Source organism: Streptomyces sp. 184, assembly GCF_045781775.1.
Lineage (GTDB): Bacteria > Actinomycetota > Actinomycetes > Streptomycetales > Streptomycetaceae > Streptomyces.
In genome coordinates this window covers 5,927,291-5,946,772 of the sequence record NZ_CP123230.1, presented here as the reverse complement: position 1 = coordinate 5,946,772, position 19,482 = coordinate 5,927,291, and the positions used below count along the sequence as shown (strand labels likewise).

Annotated in this window: 17 protein-coding genes; 5 read left to right on the top strand and 12 right to left on the bottom strand. The window is 72.8% G+C overall.

Annotation, left to right across the window (positions count from 1 at the left end; genetic code table 11):
• Positions 1-42 precede the first annotated feature (42 nt).
• Positions 43-528 (top strand): adenylyltransferase/cytidyltransferase family protein, encoded by a 486-nt coding sequence (locus tag QBL21_RS25235; RefSeq protein WP_407564509.1) that lies wholly within the window; start codon positions 43-45, stop codon positions 526-528.
• Here the strand turns inward: QBL21_RS25235 and QBL21_RS25230 are convergent.
• Positions 488-1,213: a CDP-alcohol phosphatidyltransferase family protein gene (locus QBL21_RS25230; protein ID WP_407564508.1), complete on the bottom strand. Its 726-nt coding sequence runs from the start codon at positions 1,211-1,213 to the stop codon at positions 488-490. The genes QBL21_RS25235 and QBL21_RS25230 overlap by 41 nt on opposite strands.
• 201 nt (positions 1,214-1,414) lie before the next feature.
• Between QBL21_RS25230 and QBL21_RS25225 the strand changes: the two genes are divergently transcribed.
• Positions 1,415-2,398, top strand: a complete 984-nt coding sequence (locus tag QBL21_RS25225; RefSeq protein WP_407564507.1) for a hypothetical protein — start codon at positions 1,415-1,417, stop codon at positions 2,396-2,398.
• 52 nt (positions 2,399-2,450) lie between these two features.
• On the opposite strand, the gene QBL21_RS25220 is transcribed toward QBL21_RS25225, so the two are convergent.
• The gene (locus QBL21_RS25220; protein WP_407564506.1) at positions 2,451-3,194 is read right to left on the bottom strand and encodes a bifunctional DNA primase/polymerase; all 744 of its coding nucleotides are present in this window, start codon (positions 3,192-3,194) and stop codon (positions 2,451-2,453) included.
• A 461-nt stretch (positions 3,195-3,655) separates the two neighbouring features.
• On the opposite strand from QBL21_RS25220, the gene ddaH reads away from it, so the two are divergent.
• Positions 3,656-4,471 carry a dimethylargininase gene (gene ddaH, locus QBL21_RS25215; RefSeq protein ID WP_407566556.1) on the top strand — a complete coding sequence of 272 codons (816 nt, stop codon included), beginning with the start codon at positions 3,656-3,658 and terminating at the stop codon, positions 4,469-4,471.
• Positions 4,472-4,482: 11 nt separating this feature from the next.
• Here ddaH and QBL21_RS25210 read toward each other — a convergent pair whose 3' ends face one another.
• Both QBL21_RS25210 and QBL21_RS25205 read right to left on the bottom strand, forming a co-directional pair.
• Entirely contained in the window at positions 4,483-5,520 is a 1,038-nt protein-coding gene (locus tag QBL21_RS25210; RefSeq protein WP_407564505.1) for a small ribosomal subunit Rsm22 family protein, read from the bottom strand.
• A gap of 102 nt (positions 5,521-5,622) precedes the next feature.
• The gene (locus tag QBL21_RS25205) at positions 5,623-7,299 is read right to left on the bottom strand and encodes a hypothetical protein (protein ID WP_407564504.1); all 1,677 of its coding nucleotides are present in this window, start codon (positions 7,297-7,299) and stop codon (positions 5,623-5,625) included.
• A 139-nt stretch (positions 7,300-7,438) separates the two neighbouring features.
• Between QBL21_RS25205 and QBL21_RS25200 the strand changes: the two genes are divergently transcribed.
• The gene (locus QBL21_RS25200) at positions 7,439-8,581 is read left to right on the top strand and encodes a glycosyltransferase (RefSeq protein WP_407564503.1); all 1,143 of its coding nucleotides are present in this window, start codon (positions 7,439-7,441) and stop codon (positions 8,579-8,581) included.
• Positions 8,582-8,672: 91 nt separating this feature from the next.
• Here the strand turns inward: QBL21_RS25200 and QBL21_RS25195 are convergent, their stop codons facing one another.
• The 4 genes from QBL21_RS25195 to gmd all read right to left on the bottom strand — a co-directional run bounded on the left by QBL21_RS25195 (position 8,673) and on the right by gmd (position 13,196).
• Positions 8,673-9,512, bottom strand: a complete 840-nt coding sequence (locus tag QBL21_RS25195) for a glycosyltransferase family 2 protein (protein ID WP_407564502.1) — start codon at positions 9,510-9,512, stop codon at positions 8,673-8,675.
• Between the two features lie 9 nt (positions 9,513-9,521).
• Positions 9,522-9,995, bottom strand: a complete 474-nt coding sequence (locus tag QBL21_RS25190; protein WP_407564501.1) for a hypothetical protein — start codon at positions 9,993-9,995, stop codon at positions 9,522-9,524.
• Positions 9,995-12,118 (bottom strand): DNRLRE domain-containing protein, encoded by a 2,124-nt coding sequence (locus QBL21_RS25185; protein ID WP_407564500.1) that lies wholly within the window; start codon positions 12,116-12,118, stop codon positions 9,995-9,997. Before QBL21_RS25185 ends, QBL21_RS25190 begins: the two co-directional genes overlap by 1 nt.
• Before the next feature lie 64 nt (positions 12,119-12,182).
• Positions 12,183-13,196, bottom strand: a complete 1,014-nt coding sequence (gene gmd, locus QBL21_RS25180; protein WP_407564499.1) for a GDP-mannose 4,6-dehydratase — start codon at positions 13,194-13,196, stop codon at positions 12,183-12,185.
• A 47-nt stretch (positions 13,197-13,243) separates the two neighbouring features.
• Between gmd and QBL21_RS25175 the strand changes: the two genes are divergently transcribed.
• Positions 13,244-14,245: a GDP-L-fucose synthase family protein gene (locus QBL21_RS25175; protein ID WP_407564498.1), complete on the top strand. Its 1,002-nt coding sequence runs from the start codon at positions 13,244-13,246 to the stop codon at positions 14,243-14,245.
• A 77-nt stretch (positions 14,246-14,322) separates the two neighbouring features.
• Here the strand turns inward: QBL21_RS25175 and QBL21_RS25170 are convergent, their stop codons facing one another.
• The 4 genes from QBL21_RS25170 to QBL21_RS25155 form a co-directional block, all read right to left on the bottom strand.
• Positions 14,323-15,771, bottom strand: a complete 1,449-nt coding sequence (locus QBL21_RS25170) for a sugar transferase (RefSeq protein ID WP_407564497.1) — start codon at positions 15,769-15,771, stop codon at positions 14,323-14,325.
• A gap of 280 nt (positions 15,772-16,051) precedes the next feature.
• Entirely contained in the window at positions 16,052-17,581 is a 1,530-nt protein-coding gene (locus QBL21_RS25165; RefSeq protein ID WP_407564496.1) for an alpha-N-arabinofuranosidase, read from the bottom strand.
• A 55-nt stretch (positions 17,582-17,636) separates the two neighbouring features.
• On the bottom strand, positions 17,637-18,539 hold the full coding sequence (locus tag QBL21_RS25160; protein WP_407564495.1) for a carbohydrate ABC transporter permease: 903 nt from the start codon (positions 18,537-18,539) through the stop codon (positions 17,637-17,639).
• Between the two features lie 3 nt (positions 18,540-18,542).
• Positions 18,543-19,475 carry a carbohydrate ABC transporter permease gene (locus QBL21_RS25155; RefSeq protein WP_407564494.1) on the bottom strand — a complete coding sequence of 311 codons (933 nt, stop codon included), beginning with the start codon at positions 19,473-19,475 and terminating at the stop codon, positions 18,543-18,545.
• Positions 19,476-19,482: the final 7 nt, after the last annotated feature.

Sequence of the window (19,482 nt, the reverse complement as noted above, 5' to 3'; positions counted from 1 at the left end):
CGGGGGTTGCGCCACTATCAGGGGGAATACTTGGGGGGTGCCGTGGCGCACACGGTCGGCTATGCACCTGGGGTCTACGACCTCTTTCACGTCGGGCACTTGAACATCCTCCGGCACGCCCGGAGCCGCTGCGACTATCTCGTCGCCGGGGTCGTCTCCGACGAGATGGCGCAGTTGGCGAAGGGCCGTGCCCCGGTGGTGCCGCTGGTCGAGCGGCTGGAGATCATCCGCAGCATCCGGCACGTGGACGCCGCGTTCGTCGAGACCGTGCCCGACAAGCTGGAGACCTGGCAGCAGGTCCGCTTCGACGTGATCTTCAAGGGCGACGACTGGCGGGGCACGCCCAAGGGCGACAAGCTGGAGGCCGACTTCCGGTCGGTGGGCGTGGAAGTGGTGTATTTCCCCTACACCGTGCACACGTCGAGTACGCAACTGCGCCGCGCGCTCGACGCCCTTGCCGGCCGCGGCCCGCGCGGCGAGGCGCCGGTCAGCTCGCCGCAGACAGCTCCCGGAACCATTTCGCCATAAACGCGACGAGGAACAGCGCCGCCGCCGCGGCCAGGGCCGTATAGCCGGCGAGAAACGCGCTTTCGCTGCCCAGCAGCAGGAACACCAGGCAGAAAACCCCGTAGTCGACGGGCAGCAGCGCCACCGCGCGCAGCCGCGAAGGCGGCGGGGGCGCGAGCGCCGGGGTCCCGTCCGGGAGGGGCGCCGGCTTCGGCTTGAGCTTGTCGGCCAGCAGCCCGCCGCAGAAGATCAGCACGGCGGCGAGCTGGAAGCCGAGCGGCAGCAGCAGCCAGGCGTCCGAGGACAGGTCGAAGAAGCGGTAGAACGAGACGAGGACGGCGGCGTGCACCGCGGTGACCTTCGCGCAGTCGACGACGTGGTCCAGCCACTCGCCGGCGGCGCTCGACTCCCGGCGCAGCCGCGCCAACTGGCCGTCGGCCGAGTCGAGGGCGAAGCCGACGACGAGCAGCGCGTACACCGCGAGGGCCGGCCCCCAGCCGGGGCGTACCAGTGCGACGGTGGCGATCCCGCCGCTCGTGACCGCCGCGCTGAGCAGCGTCACGTGGTTCGGCCGCAGCCCCAGGACGTACGCGCCCGCCGCGAACACCCGCCCCAGCGGCCGGTTGACGTAGCGCGAGTAGAGCGAGACGCCCTTCGCCGTTTTCTGAGCTTTGCGCAACTCGCTCAGTGCTGCCCCGAATGTCATGCGCAGCATGATGATCGCTCGCACCCGCCCCGGGGAAGGGTTTTCGCCCCGCAGACGCGAATGAGAGCCGAATCACTGCCCGCCCCGCCGCCCGCCGCACCGCCCGCCGGGGCGGATCCGGTCCCGGCCCGGTGCCCGCCCGCGGACCCGGGTATGGTGTCGCCGTTCCCAGGCCCCGCGCAGGAGTCGGAGAAAAAGATCATGCCGATACGCCGCTTCCGGGTGACCGTCGCCGCGGTGCCGTTGCTGGCGGCGACGCTGCTGACGCTCACCGGGTGCGTCACGGTCCACGGCGAGGAGGTGCTCCAGCCGGCCGTGACCAAGGGCGAGGCGGGCCGCGTCCTCGACCGGTTCGGGGAGCAGAACAACAAGGCCAACGAGGACTACGACCTCGACGTCAACTCCCGTATCGAGGCCGGCGGGCTCCGCGAGATCGACCAGGCGGGCCTGAAGGTCCGCAAGGAGGACTACCCGGAGGGCAACCCCGACTACGAGCCGCTGGAGTTCAGCGACACCCGCTTCCTGATCCCCCAGCAGCGCGGCTGGCCGCGGTGGTTCGTCGCCGACACCCTGTCCAACCGCAACGACCTGCGCTGGTTCCTGGTCTTCGTCAAGGAGGGCCCGGATGCCCGCTGGCACGCCACCCACCTGTCGCTGCTCGACGACTCCGAGCGGGCCGACATCGGCGAGTTCGCCGAGGACGGCGACGGCCACGTCCGCCGGGTGCCGCTCGGCGCGTCCGCGGGACTGACCGTCGCGCCCGCGCAGCTGGGCAAGACGTACGCGGCGTATCTGAAGGACGGCTCGGGCGACGACTTCGCGCCGGGCCAGCACACCTCCGACCGGGTCGGCGCGCGCGAGCAGTACCGGCGCACGCCCGAGTACGTCACGCAGTACGTCGACGAGGCCACCCCCGAGTACCCGCCGGTCGGGCTGCGGCTGGCCGACGGCGGGGCGCTGGTGCTCTTCAGCAGCAGGCACTTCGTCAAGCAGACGGTGGCCCAGGGCCGCGAGGTCGAGGTGCCGCCGGCGGCCGGCCCGCTGATGAAGGGCACGCCGAAGAAGTCGCTGACGATGGAGCGGGTCTCGCAGCAGGCGGTGGTGGTGCCGCCGCGCGACGACAAGGGCGACGGGATCGTCTTCTACAACCGCCTGGAAGGGCTGGTGGGAGCCGAGGGGAGCTGAGCGGCGGGGCGCCGTACCGCACGCGGACGGGCGCACGGCCCGGCGCGGGGGCTCAGCCCAGCGGCCAGGCCGCCTCGCGCTCCCGCTCCGCGCCCGCGTACGCCGCGCAGGCGTCGGTCAGCGCCTCCAGCAGCGTCAGCGGGTCGGGCAGCGGGTGCTCGGGGCCGCGCAGCCACGTCACGCCGTCGACGTCCGGCAGCCGCGCCGGCGGCACCAGCACGTAGCTGCCGCGGCAGTGCCAGCGCAGCCCCGGGTGCTCGTCCATGGTCTCGGGGCGGCAGTCCAGCTCGCACGGCCACCACTCGTCCTCGTCCTCGGGCGTGCCGCGGGTGGAGGTGAAGAACAGCATCCGGCCCGGCCCCGGCGCCTCCGGGATGACCGCCACCGGCCCGACCGCCACGTCCTCCGACTCCAGCCGCGCCAGCGCCCGCGTGCCCGCCTCCTGCGGCACGTCGAGCACGTCGTGGCTGCGGCCCGTGGCGGTGATGAAGTTGGCCTCCGGCTGGGCGGCGAGCCACCGCTCGACGCGCTGCGCGTCGGCGCTGGCCTGGGTCTGCCAGGCGAAGGAGACGGGATGGCGGCCGGGGGACGGACAGCCGATGCGGTCGCAGGAGCAGCCGTAGCCCTCCGGGTACGCGGCGGGCGCCAGCGGCAGGCCCGCGTCGGCGGCGGCGAGCAGCAGTTCCCTGCGCTCCGCGGCGGCCGCCTCCAGGCGCTCCGCCGCGGCGGCACTGCCGCGCGCCCGGCCGCGGCGGGTGCCGGGAAGCCACTGCGGAAGCCTGCGTACCCGTGCCATACGTCCCCTCACCTCGGCCCGTCGTCCCTGGCGGGATCCGCTCCTCATGCTGCCACCGGAGCGGGTGCCCGTGGGCCGATACTGTGCCACGGTATGCCATCCGGTCCGCGGGCCGCCCTCCGGTACCGAGGCGCCGCGCTCCGCCCCGGTCGCCGGCCGCGCGCCGGCCCGTACGCCCGGACCTGCGCCGATGCGCCCGCTCCCGGGCGCCGGGGACGGCGCCCGCGCGGCGCCGTGCGCGATGAAAACGTGACCACCGCTCACCTGTGCGTATCGCGCTAAATGCCCCTTTGGCTGGCCGCGCGGCCCGTGCGCGTGACCGCGTCCCGCGGCACGTCCCCGGCCACCCGTGCCGCACTGCTGCGCGCGCGGCCCTTCACCAGGCACCATTCGGTTACGTGCGTCGGCGCGCGCGATCCGCGGGCCGGCGCTTGGACGTCAGCAGTGAGGAGCCCTCGTTGTTGCGCACAGCCTCGGCGCGCCGGTATCTGATGTGCCCACCGGCACACTTCGCCGTCACGTACTCCATCAACCCGTGGATGGATCCCGCCAAACCCGTCGACCTCCAGCTCGCGCTCGCGCAGTGGGAGGACCTCGTCGTCCGTCAGCGCTCCCTCGGCCACACCGTCGAGCTGCTGGCGCCCGACCCCGCCCTGCCGGACATGGTCTTCGCCGCCAACGGCGCGCTCGTCGTCGACGGCCGCGTGCTGGGCGCGCGCTTCGCGTACCCGCAGCGCAGCGGCGAGGCCGCCGCCCAGCGCCGCTGGTTCCGCGCGCACGGCTTCGCCGACTACCACCTGCCGGAGCACGTCAACGAGGGCGAGGGCGACTTCGCCGTCACCCGCTCCTGGATCCTCGCGGGCCGCGGCTTCCGCAGCAGCCCCGAGTCGCACGCCGAGGCGCAGGAGTACCTGGGCCGCCCGGTCATCGGCCTCGACCTGGTCGACCCGCGCTTCTACCACCTCGACACCGCGCTGTGCGTCCTGGACGACTCCACCGACACCGACGTCATGTACTACCCGGCCGCCTTCTCGCCGGGCAGCCGCGACGTCCTCGCCCGGCTCTTCCCCGACGCCGTCCTGGCGGGGGAGGAGGACGCGCTCGCGCTGGGCCTCAACGCCGTCAGCGACGGCCGCCACGTGCTGCTGCCGCAGGCGGCGGCCGGGCTGGTCGCGCCGCTGCGGGCGCGCGGCTTCGAGCCGATCCCGATGGATCTGACGGAGCTGCTCAAGGGCGGCGGCAGCGTGAAGTGCTGCACGCTGGAGCTGCGCGGCTGACCGCCGCCGCGCTACGACAGGTCGTGGCCGCCGTCCTCCGGCGGCGGCCACGCATCGCCCCAGCGCACGTCCCGGGCGGCGCGGTAGCGGGGCCCCTGGCGCTTGGAGACGGTCGTACGGGCCAGCCCCTCGCCGGCCGTGCACAGCTCCAGCAGCACCTGGCCCTTGCGGAGCTGCGGATGCCGTACGACGCGCGCCGCGGCCGGCGCCGCGGCGGGGATCCGCGCCGCCGCCACGTACGCGAACTTCTCGTCCTCGTGGCCCAGTTCGCCGCCCTTGATCCGGCGGTGCAGCGCGGAGCGCTGCACCCGGGCGGCGAAGTGGCACCAGTCCTGCGTCCCCGCCACGGGGCACGCCGCGCTGTGCGGACACGGCGCCAGCACCTCGAACCCGTCGGCCACCAGGTGCCGCCGCGCTTCGAGCACCCGCCGGTACCCCTCCGGCGTCCCCGGCTCCACGACCACCACGGCACCGTCCGCCGCCCGCGCGGCGGCGGCGACGACCTCGTGCCGTACCGCCTCCGGCAGCTCGCCCAGAACGTACGAAACGGTGACGAGTCCGGCGCGCGGCCATCCGGGGCCCGCCGGCCCGCCCTGGCCCGGGACCGCCGCGGCGGCGCCGAGGGGGTGGCGGCGCCACTCGGCGGCGCGTACCGCGTCGGCGGCGGCGCCGGCCGCCAGCTCGCGGCCGAGCGCGAGCGCCGGCTCCGCCCGGTCGAGGACGACGGTCGGGCGCGGCCCGTCGGGCCAGACGGCCGCCGCCGCCCAGACCGCGGCGCCGGTCCCGCCGCCCACGTCGAGGTGGCCGGCCGGCTCCCAGCCGGGCGCGGCGGCGGCCAGCGCGGCCAGCGCGGCGCGTACGGCCTGGAAGGTGGCGGGCATGCGGTACGCGGCGTACGCCGCCACGTCGTCCGCGTCGCGCAGGGCGGGGGCGGGGCCGCCGCCGCGGTAGCCGGCGACGAGCCGGTCCACGGCCGCGGCGGTGCGCCGCGCGGGCACCCCGTCGAGCAGCCGGCCGAGCCCGGCGCGGAGATCATCCTCGGCAGTCACGCCCCGAGCCTACGGCCCCCCGCGGCCCGCCGGCACGCGGCACCGGACTCGGCCGGGGTCCGCCCCCGCGGTCCCCGTTCGCCCGCCCCGGGGGACCGGCGCTCAGCGCAGCCGCTTGTGCTCCTCGGGCCGGAACGTCGTCACCAGCGCCAGGCACAGCACCGCGATCCCGATCCGCCCGGTCGCCTGGAGCAGCGGTCCCCGCAGCAGGATGAACGAGTAGCCCGCGATCAGCGGGACCACCGTGGCCATCACGTTCCCCGGGTCCCGCGACATGTGCCCCGACTCGGCGAACCTCCGGTCCGTACGCGCCGCCGCGTACCCCACCAGCAGCAGCCCGCCCGCCATGCCCAGCGGCCCGAAGTCGAGCCACAGCTCCGTCCACAGCGGCGAGGAGAGGTTGACGTTCGTCATCCCCATCCACGTGCCCACCTTGACGCCCGAGTCGAGCTGCTTGTCCGCCCAGACCGACCGGGGCACGAAGAAGAACGCCGACGAGGCCAGTTGCTTGCCGTAGGTGTGACCGGTGCCGGAGTCCACGTACGAGATGGTGTTCGCGAACATCACCGTCTGGTCGTAGTCCTTCATCACCAGCGGCTCCAGCACCGAGCCCGACTGCGCCTGCTTCCGCCCGCCCTCGTCGTAGCGGAACTTGTCCGCGAACGGGAACAGCAGCACCGCCATCGCGACGCCCCCGGCGAGCGCCGCCCGGTACACCACCGGGCTGCGCGGGAAGGCGGTGAACAGCAGGGCGAAGGCGACCGTGAGGAACCAGTACCGCGGGTTGGAGATCGGGTTGTTCACGATCCCGTTGATCAGGACGAGCCCCGCCCACGGCAGCACCACGGCCGCCTGCCGCCTGGCCCGGCGCGACATCACCATCCAGCGCGTCATCATCAGCAGCGCCAGCAGCGCAGGCACCGTACCGAAGCCGCGCAGGAACGCCGAGCCGACCTGCGAGCCAGACGTGCCGCCGCCGGTCAGCTCGTCGCTGATCGCCTGGCGGCTGCCGAAGAACGGGGCCGGGCCGCCGAAGGAGGCGATGAGCAGGGCGCTGCCCGCGTACGCGACGATCACCAGCAGGTACAGGCGGCGCTTGTTGACCGACGCCACCGGGCGCGGGCGGCGGCTCACCCGCGCCTCCGAGGCGTGCCGCGACAGCAGCGCGCCGACGTCGAACGCGACGAAGCCGGCGAGCACCAGCGCCACCGCCATCGTGAAGTCGCCCCGGGTGCCGACCACCGGGGTCGGCGTCTGCTCCAGCACGATCTGCGCCATCGGCGCGACGCCCATCGCGACGTAGCAGAAGAGCCAGACCGTGCCCTGGATCAGCCGCCGCCGGGTGGTGAGGATCATCGCGGACAGCCGTGCGCCCGCGTAGCAGGTGGTGGCGAGCTGGAGCCAGAACACCGCGTCGCGGACGTCGGGCTGGGAGCGGCCGGCGACCGCCAGCGGCAGGACGAAGACGAGGGCGACGACCAGCGGGACGGACAGCGCCCGGGAGAGCACGGCGCGCGGGGCGGGGCTCTTCGGGATGACGAGCGGCGTGAACGGGCGCCGGATCCGTGCGCGGGTACCGATGCGGGTGCGGGTGTCAGCGGTGTCAGGGCCGGTGCCGGGGCCGTCGTCAGGGCCCGGGCCGGCGCCCGTGGCGGCGCGGGCGCGGCGCGCGGCCTTCGCGGCGAGCGGCGCCATCCGGATCTGGACGGTCTCGTCGAGCGGCACCCGGCGCTCGCCGTCGCCCCCGCCGGACCGCCGCCCGTCCGCTTGGTCTGCCATCGTCCGAACTGCCCCCGCCCGTATCGCCCCGTATAGCCGTCCCGCAACCGAAGACAGTCTAAATAGGCGCGGGGTTGTGCGCCGGGTAGGCTCCGGGAACAAACGTACGGTGCCGGGGGGTGCCGGGGAGGGGACCGTCTTGCGAGTTCTGCATGTCGTCACGCTGCATACGCCCACGAACGATTTCGGCGGCCCCACGCGGGTCGCGCTCAACCTGTCCAAGGGGCTGCGGGCCCGCGGCGTCGACTCGCGCATCGCCACCCTCGGCGACGGCTTCGACGGCCCGCTGCCCCGCGACATCGACGGCGTGCCCACGTGGATGTACCAGGCCAAGCACGTGCTGCCGCGGTTCGAGGTGAGCGGAATCACCTCGCCCGCGCTGCTGGCCCGCGCCCGCCGCCTGGTCCGCTCCGCGGACGTCGTCCACGTCCACCTGATGCGCGACCTCATCACGCTGCCGTTCGCTCTCATCGCGCAGCAGGCCGGGGTGCCGGTGGTGCTCCAGACCCACGGCATGATCGACCCCACCGAGAAGCCGGTCGCCCGCGCCGTCGACGTGCTCGGGCTGCGCCGCGCGCTGCGCGGGGCGGACGCGACGCTGTATCTCACGGAGTTCGAGCACGGCGAGATCCAGGCCGTCGTCCCGGACACGCCCCTGACCCGGCCGCGCCGGCTCGTCAACGGCGTGCTGCCGCAGGAGCGCAGGCCCGCGCGGACCGCAGGGCCGCCCACGGTCGTGTACGTCGCGCGGGTGCAGGAGCGCAAGCGGCCGGAGGACTTCATCCGGGCGATCCCCGTGGTGCTCGCCAAGTACCCGGACGCCCGCTTCGTGCTCGCGGGGCCGGACACCGGCGCGCTGGCCGAGCCGATGATGCGGCTGGCCGCCGAACTGGGGGTGGCGGACTCGGTGTCGTACGTCGGCTCCCTCACGCCCGACGAGGTTCTGGACCGGCACCGCTCCGCCGACGTCTACGTCCTGCCGTCCGTGGTCGAGCCGTTCCCCGTCTCCGTACTGGAGGCCATGTCGGTCGGCGTCCCCGTGGTGATCACCCGCACCTGCGGCCTCGGCCCCGACGTGGCGGAGGCCGGCGCGGGCCGGGTCCTCGACAGCCGCGCCGACACCGACAACGGCCCGCTGGTCGGCCAGGCCGTGCTGGAGCTGCTCGACCCCGCCGCCAACGAGGAGGCGTCGCGGGCCGCCTGGGGGCTCGTCAACGACCGGTTCGCCATCGACGGCGTCGTGGACACCCTGCTGGGCGTCTACGACGAGGTGCGCCGCTGACACGAACGCTGACGCGAACGCAGGCGCAGGCGCAGACGCGAAACGGGCGGCCGGAGCCGGCCGCCCGTTCACGTCGTACCGCGTCGTGCGGCTACCCGCTCTCCTCCCGGGTCTTCAGCCCGATCTGCCAGCGGTAGAAGCTCATCGCCAGCGCGTAGTCCAGCCCGGCCCGGCCGTCGAGGAAGCCCCGCTTGTACACGTAGGCGTACGCGAACGACACCAGCGGCTTCAGCGGCGCCCGGTGGAAGAGCTGCCCCTGCCGCGTCTTGGCCTGCCGGATCTCCTCCCGCACCTCCGGGTGCAGCTCCAGCCACGCCTCCCAGTCCGAGTAGCGGTTGTGCCGCTCGAACCAGGTGCGCACCGGGTCCAGGTCCTCGTGCTCGATCGTGGCGTTCAGCCGCACCACGGGCCCGTCGGCGAGCGGCTGGTAGTGCCCCTCCTGCTCGCCCATGCCCGGCGCGTCCAGGTCGCCCAGCTCCGGGAAGCGGACCCGGGTGCGGTCCATCAGGGCGCGCTTGACGATGGTGTAGCCGTGCCGCAGCCGCTTGCCCGCGAACCAGTAGCCCAGCGGGATGTCGAACGCGGCCGGCGCCACCTTGACCGACCCGTCGGCCGCCGGGTCGAAGATGCGGTGCAGCTCGGCGATCAGCTCCGGGCTCGGCGTCTCGTCGCCGTCGACGAACAGCATCCAGTCCAGCTCGGGATGGATGTGGTCCAGGCACCACTGCTTCTTCTTCGGGTACTTGCCGTCCCAGGTGTACGGGACGATCTCGGCGCCCTGGTCCGCCGCGAGGGCGCGGGTGTCGTCCGTGCTGTCCGAGTCGACCACCACCACGGCCTCGAAGTGGTCGATGACGGACCGCACCGTCGTCGCGATGTTCTCGGCCTCGTTCTTGGTCGGTATCGCGACGACGATGGGCAGTCTCTTCAAGCCGAACTCCTACAGCAGGTCTTCGTACTGCGGGCACAGGGTGTGCACCGCGTCCTCGGCGTTGGCGATGTCACCCGAGCGGATGGCCTGCTGGGCCAGCTTCTCGTCGGTCGCCGCCGCACTCTCGATCTTGGCGCAGGCCTCCTCGCCCGCCTCCAGGATCGCCGCCGGGTCCACCCCCTCGGGCACCCGGTCCTTCAGGTACGTCTTCTCCTTCTCGGAGAACTCGCCCTCGGCGGGCGCCAGCTCCTCCTCCGGCACCTTCCCGGTGTCGTCGGCCTTCTCCTGCGCCTCGGGACCGGGGTCCTTGCCAGCGCGGTCGCCCTCCTGCTGGGACGCCGGCGCCTTGGCGGCGTCGTCCCCGTCGTCGCCGCCGCTGCACCCGGCCAGGGCCAGGACGGCGGCCGCCGCGGCGGCCACCGTCGCGAGCGCGGTGCGCGAGAGGCGCGTGCCGCGGGCCCTGCCCGTCGTACGGGCGGACATCAGCCCGCTCCGAACGTCAGCGTGAGCTTCGGGGCGTACGAGGTCTCGCGCGCCCGCACCCACCAGGCGTCGGTGCCGTCGCTGGTCAGCGCCACGTCCAGGGTGTCGCCGAGCGAGCCGGCCAACTGGGCGGCGGACAGCGACGCGGTGTAGTCGGTGTCCAGCTCCGTGGCGCCGGTGAACTTGCCCAGCACGGTCGACGAGAGCGCCGGCCGGGTTCCGTACGTCACCTCCGGCTCCGACCAGGCGCCTGTGACCGGCTGCACGCTGACGGTGTCCGGGGTGCCGGCGCTGGCGTCGTTGGTGGTGCGCAGCGTCAGCTTCGCGGACTTCAGCGTCATCCCGCTCGGCGCCTCGGGCAGCGAGAACCGCAGGTAGCTGAGGTACGGGGAGGTCTTCCTGACCAGGAGCTGGTTGTGGCCCCCGTAGTTGGTGCTCGCCGCCGAGCCGTTGACGTAGGCGTCCGCGGTCGCGGTGCGCTCGACGGTGGTCTCCGCCGGCGTGCCCGGCGTGGTCACCGTCACCGCCGCGGACTTGGCGGTGGTGTTGCCGACGGCGTCGCTCGCGGTGATCTGGTAGCTGTACGTCGTGCCGGGCTTGACCTCGGTGTCGGTGAAGGTGCCCTGCGGCAGCGTCCAGAAGTTCGAGTCCAGCGTCGGCTTGGTCGCCAGCGCCTCGCCGTTGCGGTAGATCGTGTACGTCAGCTTGCTGTCGTCACGGTCCCAGCCGGCCTTCCAGCGCAGCCGCACGCCGCCGGAGACGTTCGCCGCCGTCACGCCGGTGGCGCCGGCGACGGGCTTGCGGGAGTCCGGGGTGTTGGCGAAGCGGACCAGGCCCTGCTGGAGCTTGTTGCCGTTGGACTGGATCCGGGTGAACTCGCCGCCGATCCACATGTAGTCCTTGCCGCCGCTGGACGAGGTGACCATCACGCGCGGACCGATCTGCTCGGTGCCGGACGGGCCGTCGTCGGTGTCGGGGAACCAGGACAGCAGCGGCTTGGGGTTGTCCACGGACTCGGCGAGCATGTGCTGCCGCTCGTTCAGCTCCGGGAACTGGCCCATGCTGGAGCAGTTGTGCGCGTGCGAGACGCTGTACAGCACGTCCTTGTAGACGGTGACGTCCTGGGTGGCGCCCAGGCAGGTGTCGCGCCAGCGCTGGGTGAAGCTGCTGTTGAGGTTCATCGCCAGCCGGCCGTCGAAGACGCCGCCGCCGTGGCCCTCGTGCGCGGTGTAGATGCCGGACTCGTCGATGTGGATGCCCTTGACGAGGGAGTTCCAGTGCAGCTCGTACGGGTTGTTCGAGTTGTTGCTGACGCCCTTGAAGGCCCGTACGGTCGCACCGGTGTCGGCGCGGACGACGCCCAGGCCGTGCACGGTGCTGTCGCCGTTGAGCCCGTTGAAGTCGCCGCCGACGACCACGTGCTGGCCGTCCGGGGTCTCCTCGATGACCCGGCCGGCCCGGTCCGGGCCCGCGTTGGCCTTCCACGAGTTCAGCGCGCCGGTGCTCGCGTTGACCGCGGCGAACTTCACCCGGCTCTGGCCGCGGACGGTCTTGAAGTCGCCGGCCAGGTAAAGCCGGCCGCTCGCCGCGGCGTCCAGCCCGTAGACCCGGGCGGAGACCGCGCCGGCGTTGAAGCCGCTCTTCACGGTGCACGAGGCGATGTCGATGGCCGCGACGCGGCTGCGCGAGGTGCCGTTGACGGTGCCGAACTCGCCGCCCGCGTAGAGCGTCTTGCCGTCGGGGGAGACGGTCAGCGCGCGTACGGTGGCGGTGCCGGAGCCGATGGTGAAGTCGAGCTTGCAGTTCGTCGGCTCACCGGTCGCCGCGTTGAAGGCGGCGAAGTTCGCGACCTTCTTCTCGCTGGTGCCGGCCGCCGCGCCGGGCGGGCGGATGGCGGAGAACGTACCGCCGGCGAAGACCACGCCGTTCGACTCGGCCATGGACCACACCACGCCGTTGGTCTGCCAGGTCGACAGGTCGTCGGCGGTCATGGCCACAGGCGGTGTCACCGCCTCGGCCTCGGGCGAGGAGTAGGTGATGCCGGCCGTCACGAGCGTGCCGGTCGCCACGGCCAGGGCCGCGCCGAGCGCTCCCCACTTCCGCGTTTTTCTGTGCTTGTGCATGTGCCCCCCTGGGCCGTCGTCCCCTGCGGCCGCGCGTCGCGAGTCCGGGGAGAGAATATCCGTGTTACCTGTCGATCCTGACGGTGGCGCCGGCCAGTTCGGCGTCGAGCGCCTCGATGTCCGCCTCCACCATGATCCGGGCCAGCTCGGGCCACTTGACCTGCGGCTTCCAGCCGAGCAGATCGCCTGCCTTCGTGGCGTCTCCGATGAGTGCGTCGACCTCGCTGGGCCGCTCGTACTTGGGGTCGAAGCGCACGTACTCCGTGTAGTCGAGCCCCGCGGTGGTGAACGCGGCCTCCAGGAACTGGCGGACGCTGCCCGCCTCCCCGGTGGCGACCACGTAGTCGTCCGGCACGTCGCGCTGGAGCATCAGCCACATCGCCTCGACGTACTCCGGGGCGTAGCCCCAGTCCCGTACCGCGTCGAGGTTGCCCATGTAGAGGCGGTCCTGGAGGCCCGCCTTGATCCGGGCGACGGCGCGGGTGATCTTCCGGGTGACGAAGGTCTCGCCGCGGCGCGGCGACTCGTGGTTGAACAGGATGCCGTTGACCGCGAAGAGGCCGTACGCCTCCCGGTAGTTCACCGTCGACCAGTAGCCGAAGACCTTGGCGCAGCCGTACGGGCTGCGCGGGTGGAAGGGGGTGCCCTCGTTCTGCGGCGGCGGGGCGGAGCCGAACATCTCCGAGGACGACGCCTGGTAGAGCCGGGTGTCGATGCCCGCGGCGCGTACCGCCTCCAGCAGCCGCATGGAGCCGAGGCCGGTGACGTCCGCGGTGTACAGCGGGGCGTCGAAGGAGACCCGGACGTGCGACTGGGCGCCGAGGTTGTAGACCTCGTCGGGCGCCAGGTCGCGCAGCAGGTTCACCAGCGCGACGCCGTCCGTGAGGTCCGCGTGGTGCAGCACCAGCCGGCGGCCGGGGTCCTGCGGCTCCTCGTAGATGTGGTCGATGCGCTCGGTGTTGAACGACGACGAGCGCCGCACGAGGCCGTGCACCGTGTAGCCCTTGGCGAGCAGCAGTTCGGCGAGGTACGAGCCGTCCTGGCCGGTGACGCCGGTGATGAGGGCCGTCTTGCCCATGGGTCCCTTCCCTCTGATCATTCCGCCGGATGGCAGAATTCGTACTTATGACGCCATCGAACGACCTGTCCCCGCCCGCCAACGGCGATCTCCCGCCCGCCGCCCGGGTGTTTCTCCCGCCCGGCGCGCGCGTCTTCGTCGCGGGCCACCGCGGGCTGGTCGGCTCCGCCGTCGCCCGCCGGCTGACCGCCGACGGCTACGACGTGCTCACCCGCACCCGCGACGCACTCGACCTGCGCGACGCCGAGCGGACCGCGGCCTGGCTGGCCGGGGCCCGGCCCGACGCGGTGGTGCTGGCGGCGGCCAGGGTCGGCGGCATCATGGCCAACAGCCGCTTCCCGGTGCAGTTCCTGGAGGACAACCTGCGCATCCAGCTCAGCGTCATCGCCGGCAGCCACGCCGCGGGCGTGGGCCGGCTGCTCTTCCTCGGCTCCTCGTGCATCTATCCCAAGCTCGCCGACCAGCCGATCCGCGAGGACTCGCTGCTGACCGGCCCGCTGGAGCCGACGAACCAGGCTTACGCGCTGGCGAAGATCGCCGGCATCGAGCAGGTGCAGGCCTACCGCAGGCAGTACGGCGCGGCCTACATCTCGGCGATGCCGACGAACCTCTACGGCCCCGGCGACAACTTCGACCTGGAGACCAGCCACGTCCTGCCGGCCCTCATCCGCCGCTTCCACGAGGCGCGCGAGAGCGGCGCCGAGGAGGTCGTGCTCTGGGGCACCGGAACGCCGCGCCGGGAGTTCCTGCACGTGGACGACCTGGCGGCGGCGTGCCTTGCGCTGCTGCGCGGCTACGACGCCGACGCCCCGGTCAACGTCGGCTGCGGCGCGGACCTGACGATCCGCGAACTGGCCGAGACCGTACGGGACGTCGTCGGCTACCCGGGCCGTATCGCCTTCGACGCGACCCGCCCGGACGGCACCCCGCGCAAGCTGCTGGACGTCTCCCGCATCACGGAGCTGGGCTGGCGCCCGCAGATCGCGCTGCGCGACGGCATCGCGTCGGTCTACGAGAGCTGGCGCAGCACGGCGGCCGTGGGCGCCTGACCGGCGCGGGGGCACCGCCGCGCCGGCCGGCCCCGAAGGGCCGGTCCGGCGCGCGGTGCGGTCGGTGGTTCCGTGTGTCAATACGCCCCCCGGCCGTCGACGACCGCGCGCAGGGTGCGGGCCATCACGTCCATGTCGTGGGCGAAGGACCAGTTCTCGACGTAGTGCAGGTCCAGCGCGATCGTCTCGTCCCAGGTGAGGTCCGAGCGCCCGCTGACCTGCCACAGCCCGGTCATCCCCGGCTTCACCGCGAGGCGGCGCAGCTCGGTGTCGCTGTAGCGGGCGACCTCCTCGGGCAGCGGCGGGCGCGGGCCCACGAGGGACATCTCGCCGCGCAGCACGTTGAACAACTGCGGCAGTTCGTCGAGCGAGCTGCGGCGCAGCACCTCGCCGACGCGGGTGACCCGCGGGTCGCGGCGGATCTTGAAGATCGGGCTGCCGTCGTGCTCGTTGACCACGGAAAGCGCGGCCTTCCGCTGTTCCGCGTCCTGCACCATGCTGCGGAACTTCCACATGGTGAACGGCGCGCCGCCGCGGCCGAGGCGGGTGTGCTTGTGGAACACCGGTCCCGGCGAGGTGAACTTCACCGCCGCCGCGATCACCGCGAACACCGGCGCCAGCAGCGCGATGCCGACGGCCGCGAGCACGCGGTCGCTCGCCGCCTTCAGCGTCGGCTGCGCGCCGCGGCGCAGCGGCGGCGCGATGTGCAGCAGCGTCAGGCCCGCCACCACCGACAGCCGCATCCGCCGCTCGGCGACCTCGGCGATGCCCGGCAGCACGGCCAGCGGCAGCCCAGCGTCGTGCAGCGCCCACGCCAACTGCCGCAGCCGGGCCGCGGGCAGCAGCGGTCCGGGGGCGGTCAGCACCAGCTCGGCGCCGTGCTCCGCGGCGGCGGCCAGCACCGCCTGGGCGTCCCAGTCCGCCCGGTCCGAGGCCACCGGGCCCAGCCGGGCGGCCTCCGGGGCGCCGCAGGACAGCGGGGCCTCGCCGACCGGGACGACGCCGACGACGATGTACTCGTGGTCGGTGCGCGCGGCGAGCTGGCCGACGACGTGGTCGGCGGTCGCCGGTTCGGCGACCACCAGCACGCGCCGTACCGCCAGGCCCTCCCGCCGGGACGCGACGAGATGGTGGTGGAGCAGCTTGGCGGCGATGACGGTCAGCACCAGCCCGGGCAGCAGCGCGAGCAGCGCCGGCTGCGGTTCGGCGGCGCTGTCGGCGATGAACGCGCGGACGACCGCGAGGACGCCGAAGAGCAGGAGCCAGTCCTGGAGCAGCGGCACCACCGCGCCCGACTCGCCGAGCTGCCGCGCGGAGTAGCGGCGCCGCGCGGCCCGTACGGCGAGCCAGCCCCCGGCGGCCAGCGCGGCGCAGAGCGCCGGATACGGCTGCCGGGTCGTGACGAAGACGAGCACGACGGGGACGGCGATCCCCGCCGCGTCGGTGACGAGGGCGGCCGGCAGATACCACGCCGGCTTGGCCGCGGCGGAGCGGACGCGGGTCCCGCGTCTCGGCTCCGCCGTCATGATCCCGGTATCGGCTACTCCGATACGCCGCATGTTCCCCCCTGGCACATCGCGACTGATGAGGCGCACGCGATCCTCCCCTGGTCGACGCGCACCTTTCGCTCCCGGAACTTTAGGCCAGATTTGCGTAGAACGACCACTGTTCATGCAAAAAGGGCCTTAGGTGTAGTGAGCTTCACACCAGGTCGGCACCGCTGTGCGGGTCACGACGTACGACTCCCGAGAGGGGCCGAGGGATGTACGGAGTTTTACGGCAGTTTCGATTGCCTACCGTGCGTGGTCACGCACCCCGTTTCCGCAGCCGCAGCACGTTCCAGGATACGCACGGCAGTTCGGCCTCCAGCTCGCCGGATGCGTTGATCCGGGCGGTGCCGACGGACCGCGGCAGCACCCGCCCCGGGTCCGCCTCGGTGTTCGCCGCGTCGGGGTCGTCGTCGGCGAGGACCAGATGTTCGAGCACCGCGTAGGCGTCCCCGCCGAATCCGCGCAGCGCGACGGAGAGCCGCAGCGGCTCGTCCTGGGCCCGGTTGACGGCCAGGATCGTCAGGTCGCCGCTCTCCTCGTCGTACGTCACCACGTGGTCGAGCGCGGGGACGTCGCCGTGCCGCGGGGTCTGCACGCGCGAGTCCGTACGGCCCGGCGCGGTGCGCAGCACCGTGCCGCGCGCGAACCGGGCGGCCTGCGCGAAGGGGTGGAAGACCGTCTGCCGCCACGCCGGCCCGCCGGGCTCGCTGCGGATCGGCGCGATGACGTTGACGAGTTGCGCCAGGCACGCCACGGCGACCCGGTCGGCGTGCCGGAGCAGGGTGATGAGCAGGGAGCCCACGACGGCGGCGTCGGTCACCGAGTACGTGTCCTCGATCAGCCGCGGCGTCCGGGCGGTGGCCAGGTTCCGTTCGCCGGGGAAGCGGGCGGCGTACCAGACGTTCCACTCGTCGAAGGAGAGCCGGATCCGCTTGTCCGCCCGCCGCACGGCGCGGACGTGGTCCGCGGTGGAGACCACGTCGGAGATGTACTGGTCCATGTGCGCGCCGGAGGCGAGGAAGCTCGCCCGGTCGCCGTCCAGTTCCTCGTAGTAGGCGTGCAGCGACAGGTAGTCGACCTCGTCGTAGGTCTCCTCCAGCACCTCGCGCTCCCAGGTGCCGAAGGTCGGCATCCGGGCGTTGGAGCTGCCGCAGGCGACGAGCTCGATCGACGGGTCGACCTGGTGCATGGCCTTGCCCGCCTCGGCCGCGAGCCGCCCGTACTCGCGCGCCGACTTGTGCCCGGTCTGCCAGGGGCCGTCCATCTCGTTGCCCAGGCACCACAGCCGCACGCCGTGCGGCTCGGCGACGCCGTGCGCGATCCGCAGGTCGGACCAGGCGGTGCCGCCGGGGTGGTTGCAGTACTCGACGAGCGCGCGGGCGGCGTCGATGCCGCGGGTGCCGAGGTTGACGGCCATCATCGGCTCCACGCCCAGGCCCCGGGCCCAGGTCAGGAACTCGTTCGTGCCGACCTCGTTGGTCTCCACCGACCGCCAGGCGAGGTCGAGCCGGCGCGGCCGGTCGGCCACCGGCCCGACGCCGTCCTCCCAGTGGTAGCCGGAGACGAAGTTGCCGCCGGGGTAGCGGACCAGGCCGGTGCCCAGCTCGCGGACGAGCGCCGCGACGTCGCCGCGGAAGCCGGCGGCGTCGGCGGTGGGGTGGTCGGGCTCGTAGATCCCGGTGTAGACGCAGCGGCCCATGTGCTCGACGAACGTTCCGTACAGGCGCGGGTCCACCTCGCCGATGACGAACTCGGGGTCGACGGTGAACCTGGCGGTGTGCGGCATGCGGTGCCTTTCTCCGGGGATGGTGGGGTGGTGCGTTGCCGTGGGGGCCGCGGGCCTACTTCAGGCCCGTACCGGCGATGCCCTCGACGATGCGGCGCTGGAAGAGCGAGAAGACGACGAGCAGCGGGATGGCGCCCAGCACGGCGGAGGCCATGAGCTGCGCGTACGGGATGCCGAAGGCGTCCTGTACGGAGTTGAGCCCGACGGGCAGCGTCATCATCTCCGGGTCGGTGACCACCAGCAGCGGCCACAGGAAGTTGTTCCACACCTGCACGAAGACGAAGATCGTCACGGCCGAGACGGCGGGCCGCGAGACGGGCATCACGATCTGCCAGTACGTGCGCAGCCAGCCGGCGCCGTCGGCGCGCGCGGCCTCGATCAGCTCCCTGGGGATGCCGTCGAAGAACTGCTTGAAGACGAAGACGGCGACCACGTTCGGCACCTGCGGCAGCACCACGCCCCAGTACGTGTTGAGCAGGCCCACCTCCTGGAGCGCCAGGAACTGCGGGATCATCAGCACCTGCATCGGGACCATGATCCCGGCGAGCAGCAGCAGGAACACCCCGCGGCGGAAGCGGAAGCGCACCTGGGAGAGGCCGAAGGCGGCGAGCGAGGCGGTCACGACGGTGAGCACCGTGGTCAGCAGCGAGACGATGAAGCTGTTGGCGTACCAGTAGGGCAGCTTGCCCTTGTCGAAGAGGTCCTCGTACGCCGCGAAGGTGGGGTTCGAGGTGAACCAGGACGCCGGGTCGACGGCTATCTCCTCGGCCGGCCGGATGGATATCGCCGTCGCGAACAGCAGCGGCACCAGCCACAGCAGGGCGAAGGCGACCAGGACGCCGAGCGCGACGCGGTTGAAGAGCTTCTCGGCGTCGTAGCCGCGCCGGGGCGCGGTGGCGGCGTCCGCGCCGGCGGGCGCGGCGGCGGTGGCGGCGGGGCCTTCTTTGGTGTGGGCCATGGCTCAGCTCTCCTTCTCTGCCCGGCGGACGAGGAAGAACCAGACCAGGGAGATCAGCAGGATGACGAGGAAGAGGAAGAGGGAGACGACCGAGGCGTAGCCGGTGCGGCCGTCGGTGAAGCCGGTGTCGACGATGTACTGGAGCGTCGGCCGGGTGGAGCCGTCGGGGCCGCCGCTGGTCATCATGTAGATCTGGTCGAAGACCTTCAGCGAGGCGACGATCTGGAGGACCGTGACCAGCGTCGTCGTCCGCCCCAGCATGGGGACGATCACGTACCGGATCCGCTGCCAGGGCCCGGCGCCGTCCATGGCGGCGGCCTCGTGCACGTCCCGCGGGATCTCCTGGAGACCGGCGAGGTAGAGCACGAAGTTGAAGCCGATGGTCCACCAGACGGTGACGCCGGCGATCGACCACATCGTCCAGCTCGGGTCGCCCAGCCAGGACGGCGGCGAGTCCACGCCGAGCGCCTTCAGCCAGTCCTGGGCGAGCCCCACCTGGTCGGCGAGCACGCCCCACATGAAGATCAGCGAGACCGACGCGGACGGGATCACGTACGGCGCGAAGAAGGCGAAGCGGATGAACCACCGGCCGCGTACGAACCGGTCGGCGAGGATCGCGAGCAGCAGCGCCAGCAGCACCAGCGGGATGGTGGTGAGCACCGTGAACCACAGCGTGTGCTTCAGCGTGCGCCAGAACTCGGAGTCGCCGAGCACGTCCGCGTAGTTGGTGAAGCCGACCCAACTGCCGAAGCCGCCCCGCAGCAGGCTGCCGTTGAAGAAGCCCGCGACGAAGGTGTAGATGAGCGGGCCGACCAGGAAGACGATGTAGAAGAGCGCGAACGGCGCGATCAGGGCCGGGCCCGCGAGCCGGCCGCGGGCGGCGCCGCGGCCTGACCGTTCGGGGGTGAGGGCGCCGGTGCCGGCTGTACTCGCCACGGGGGTG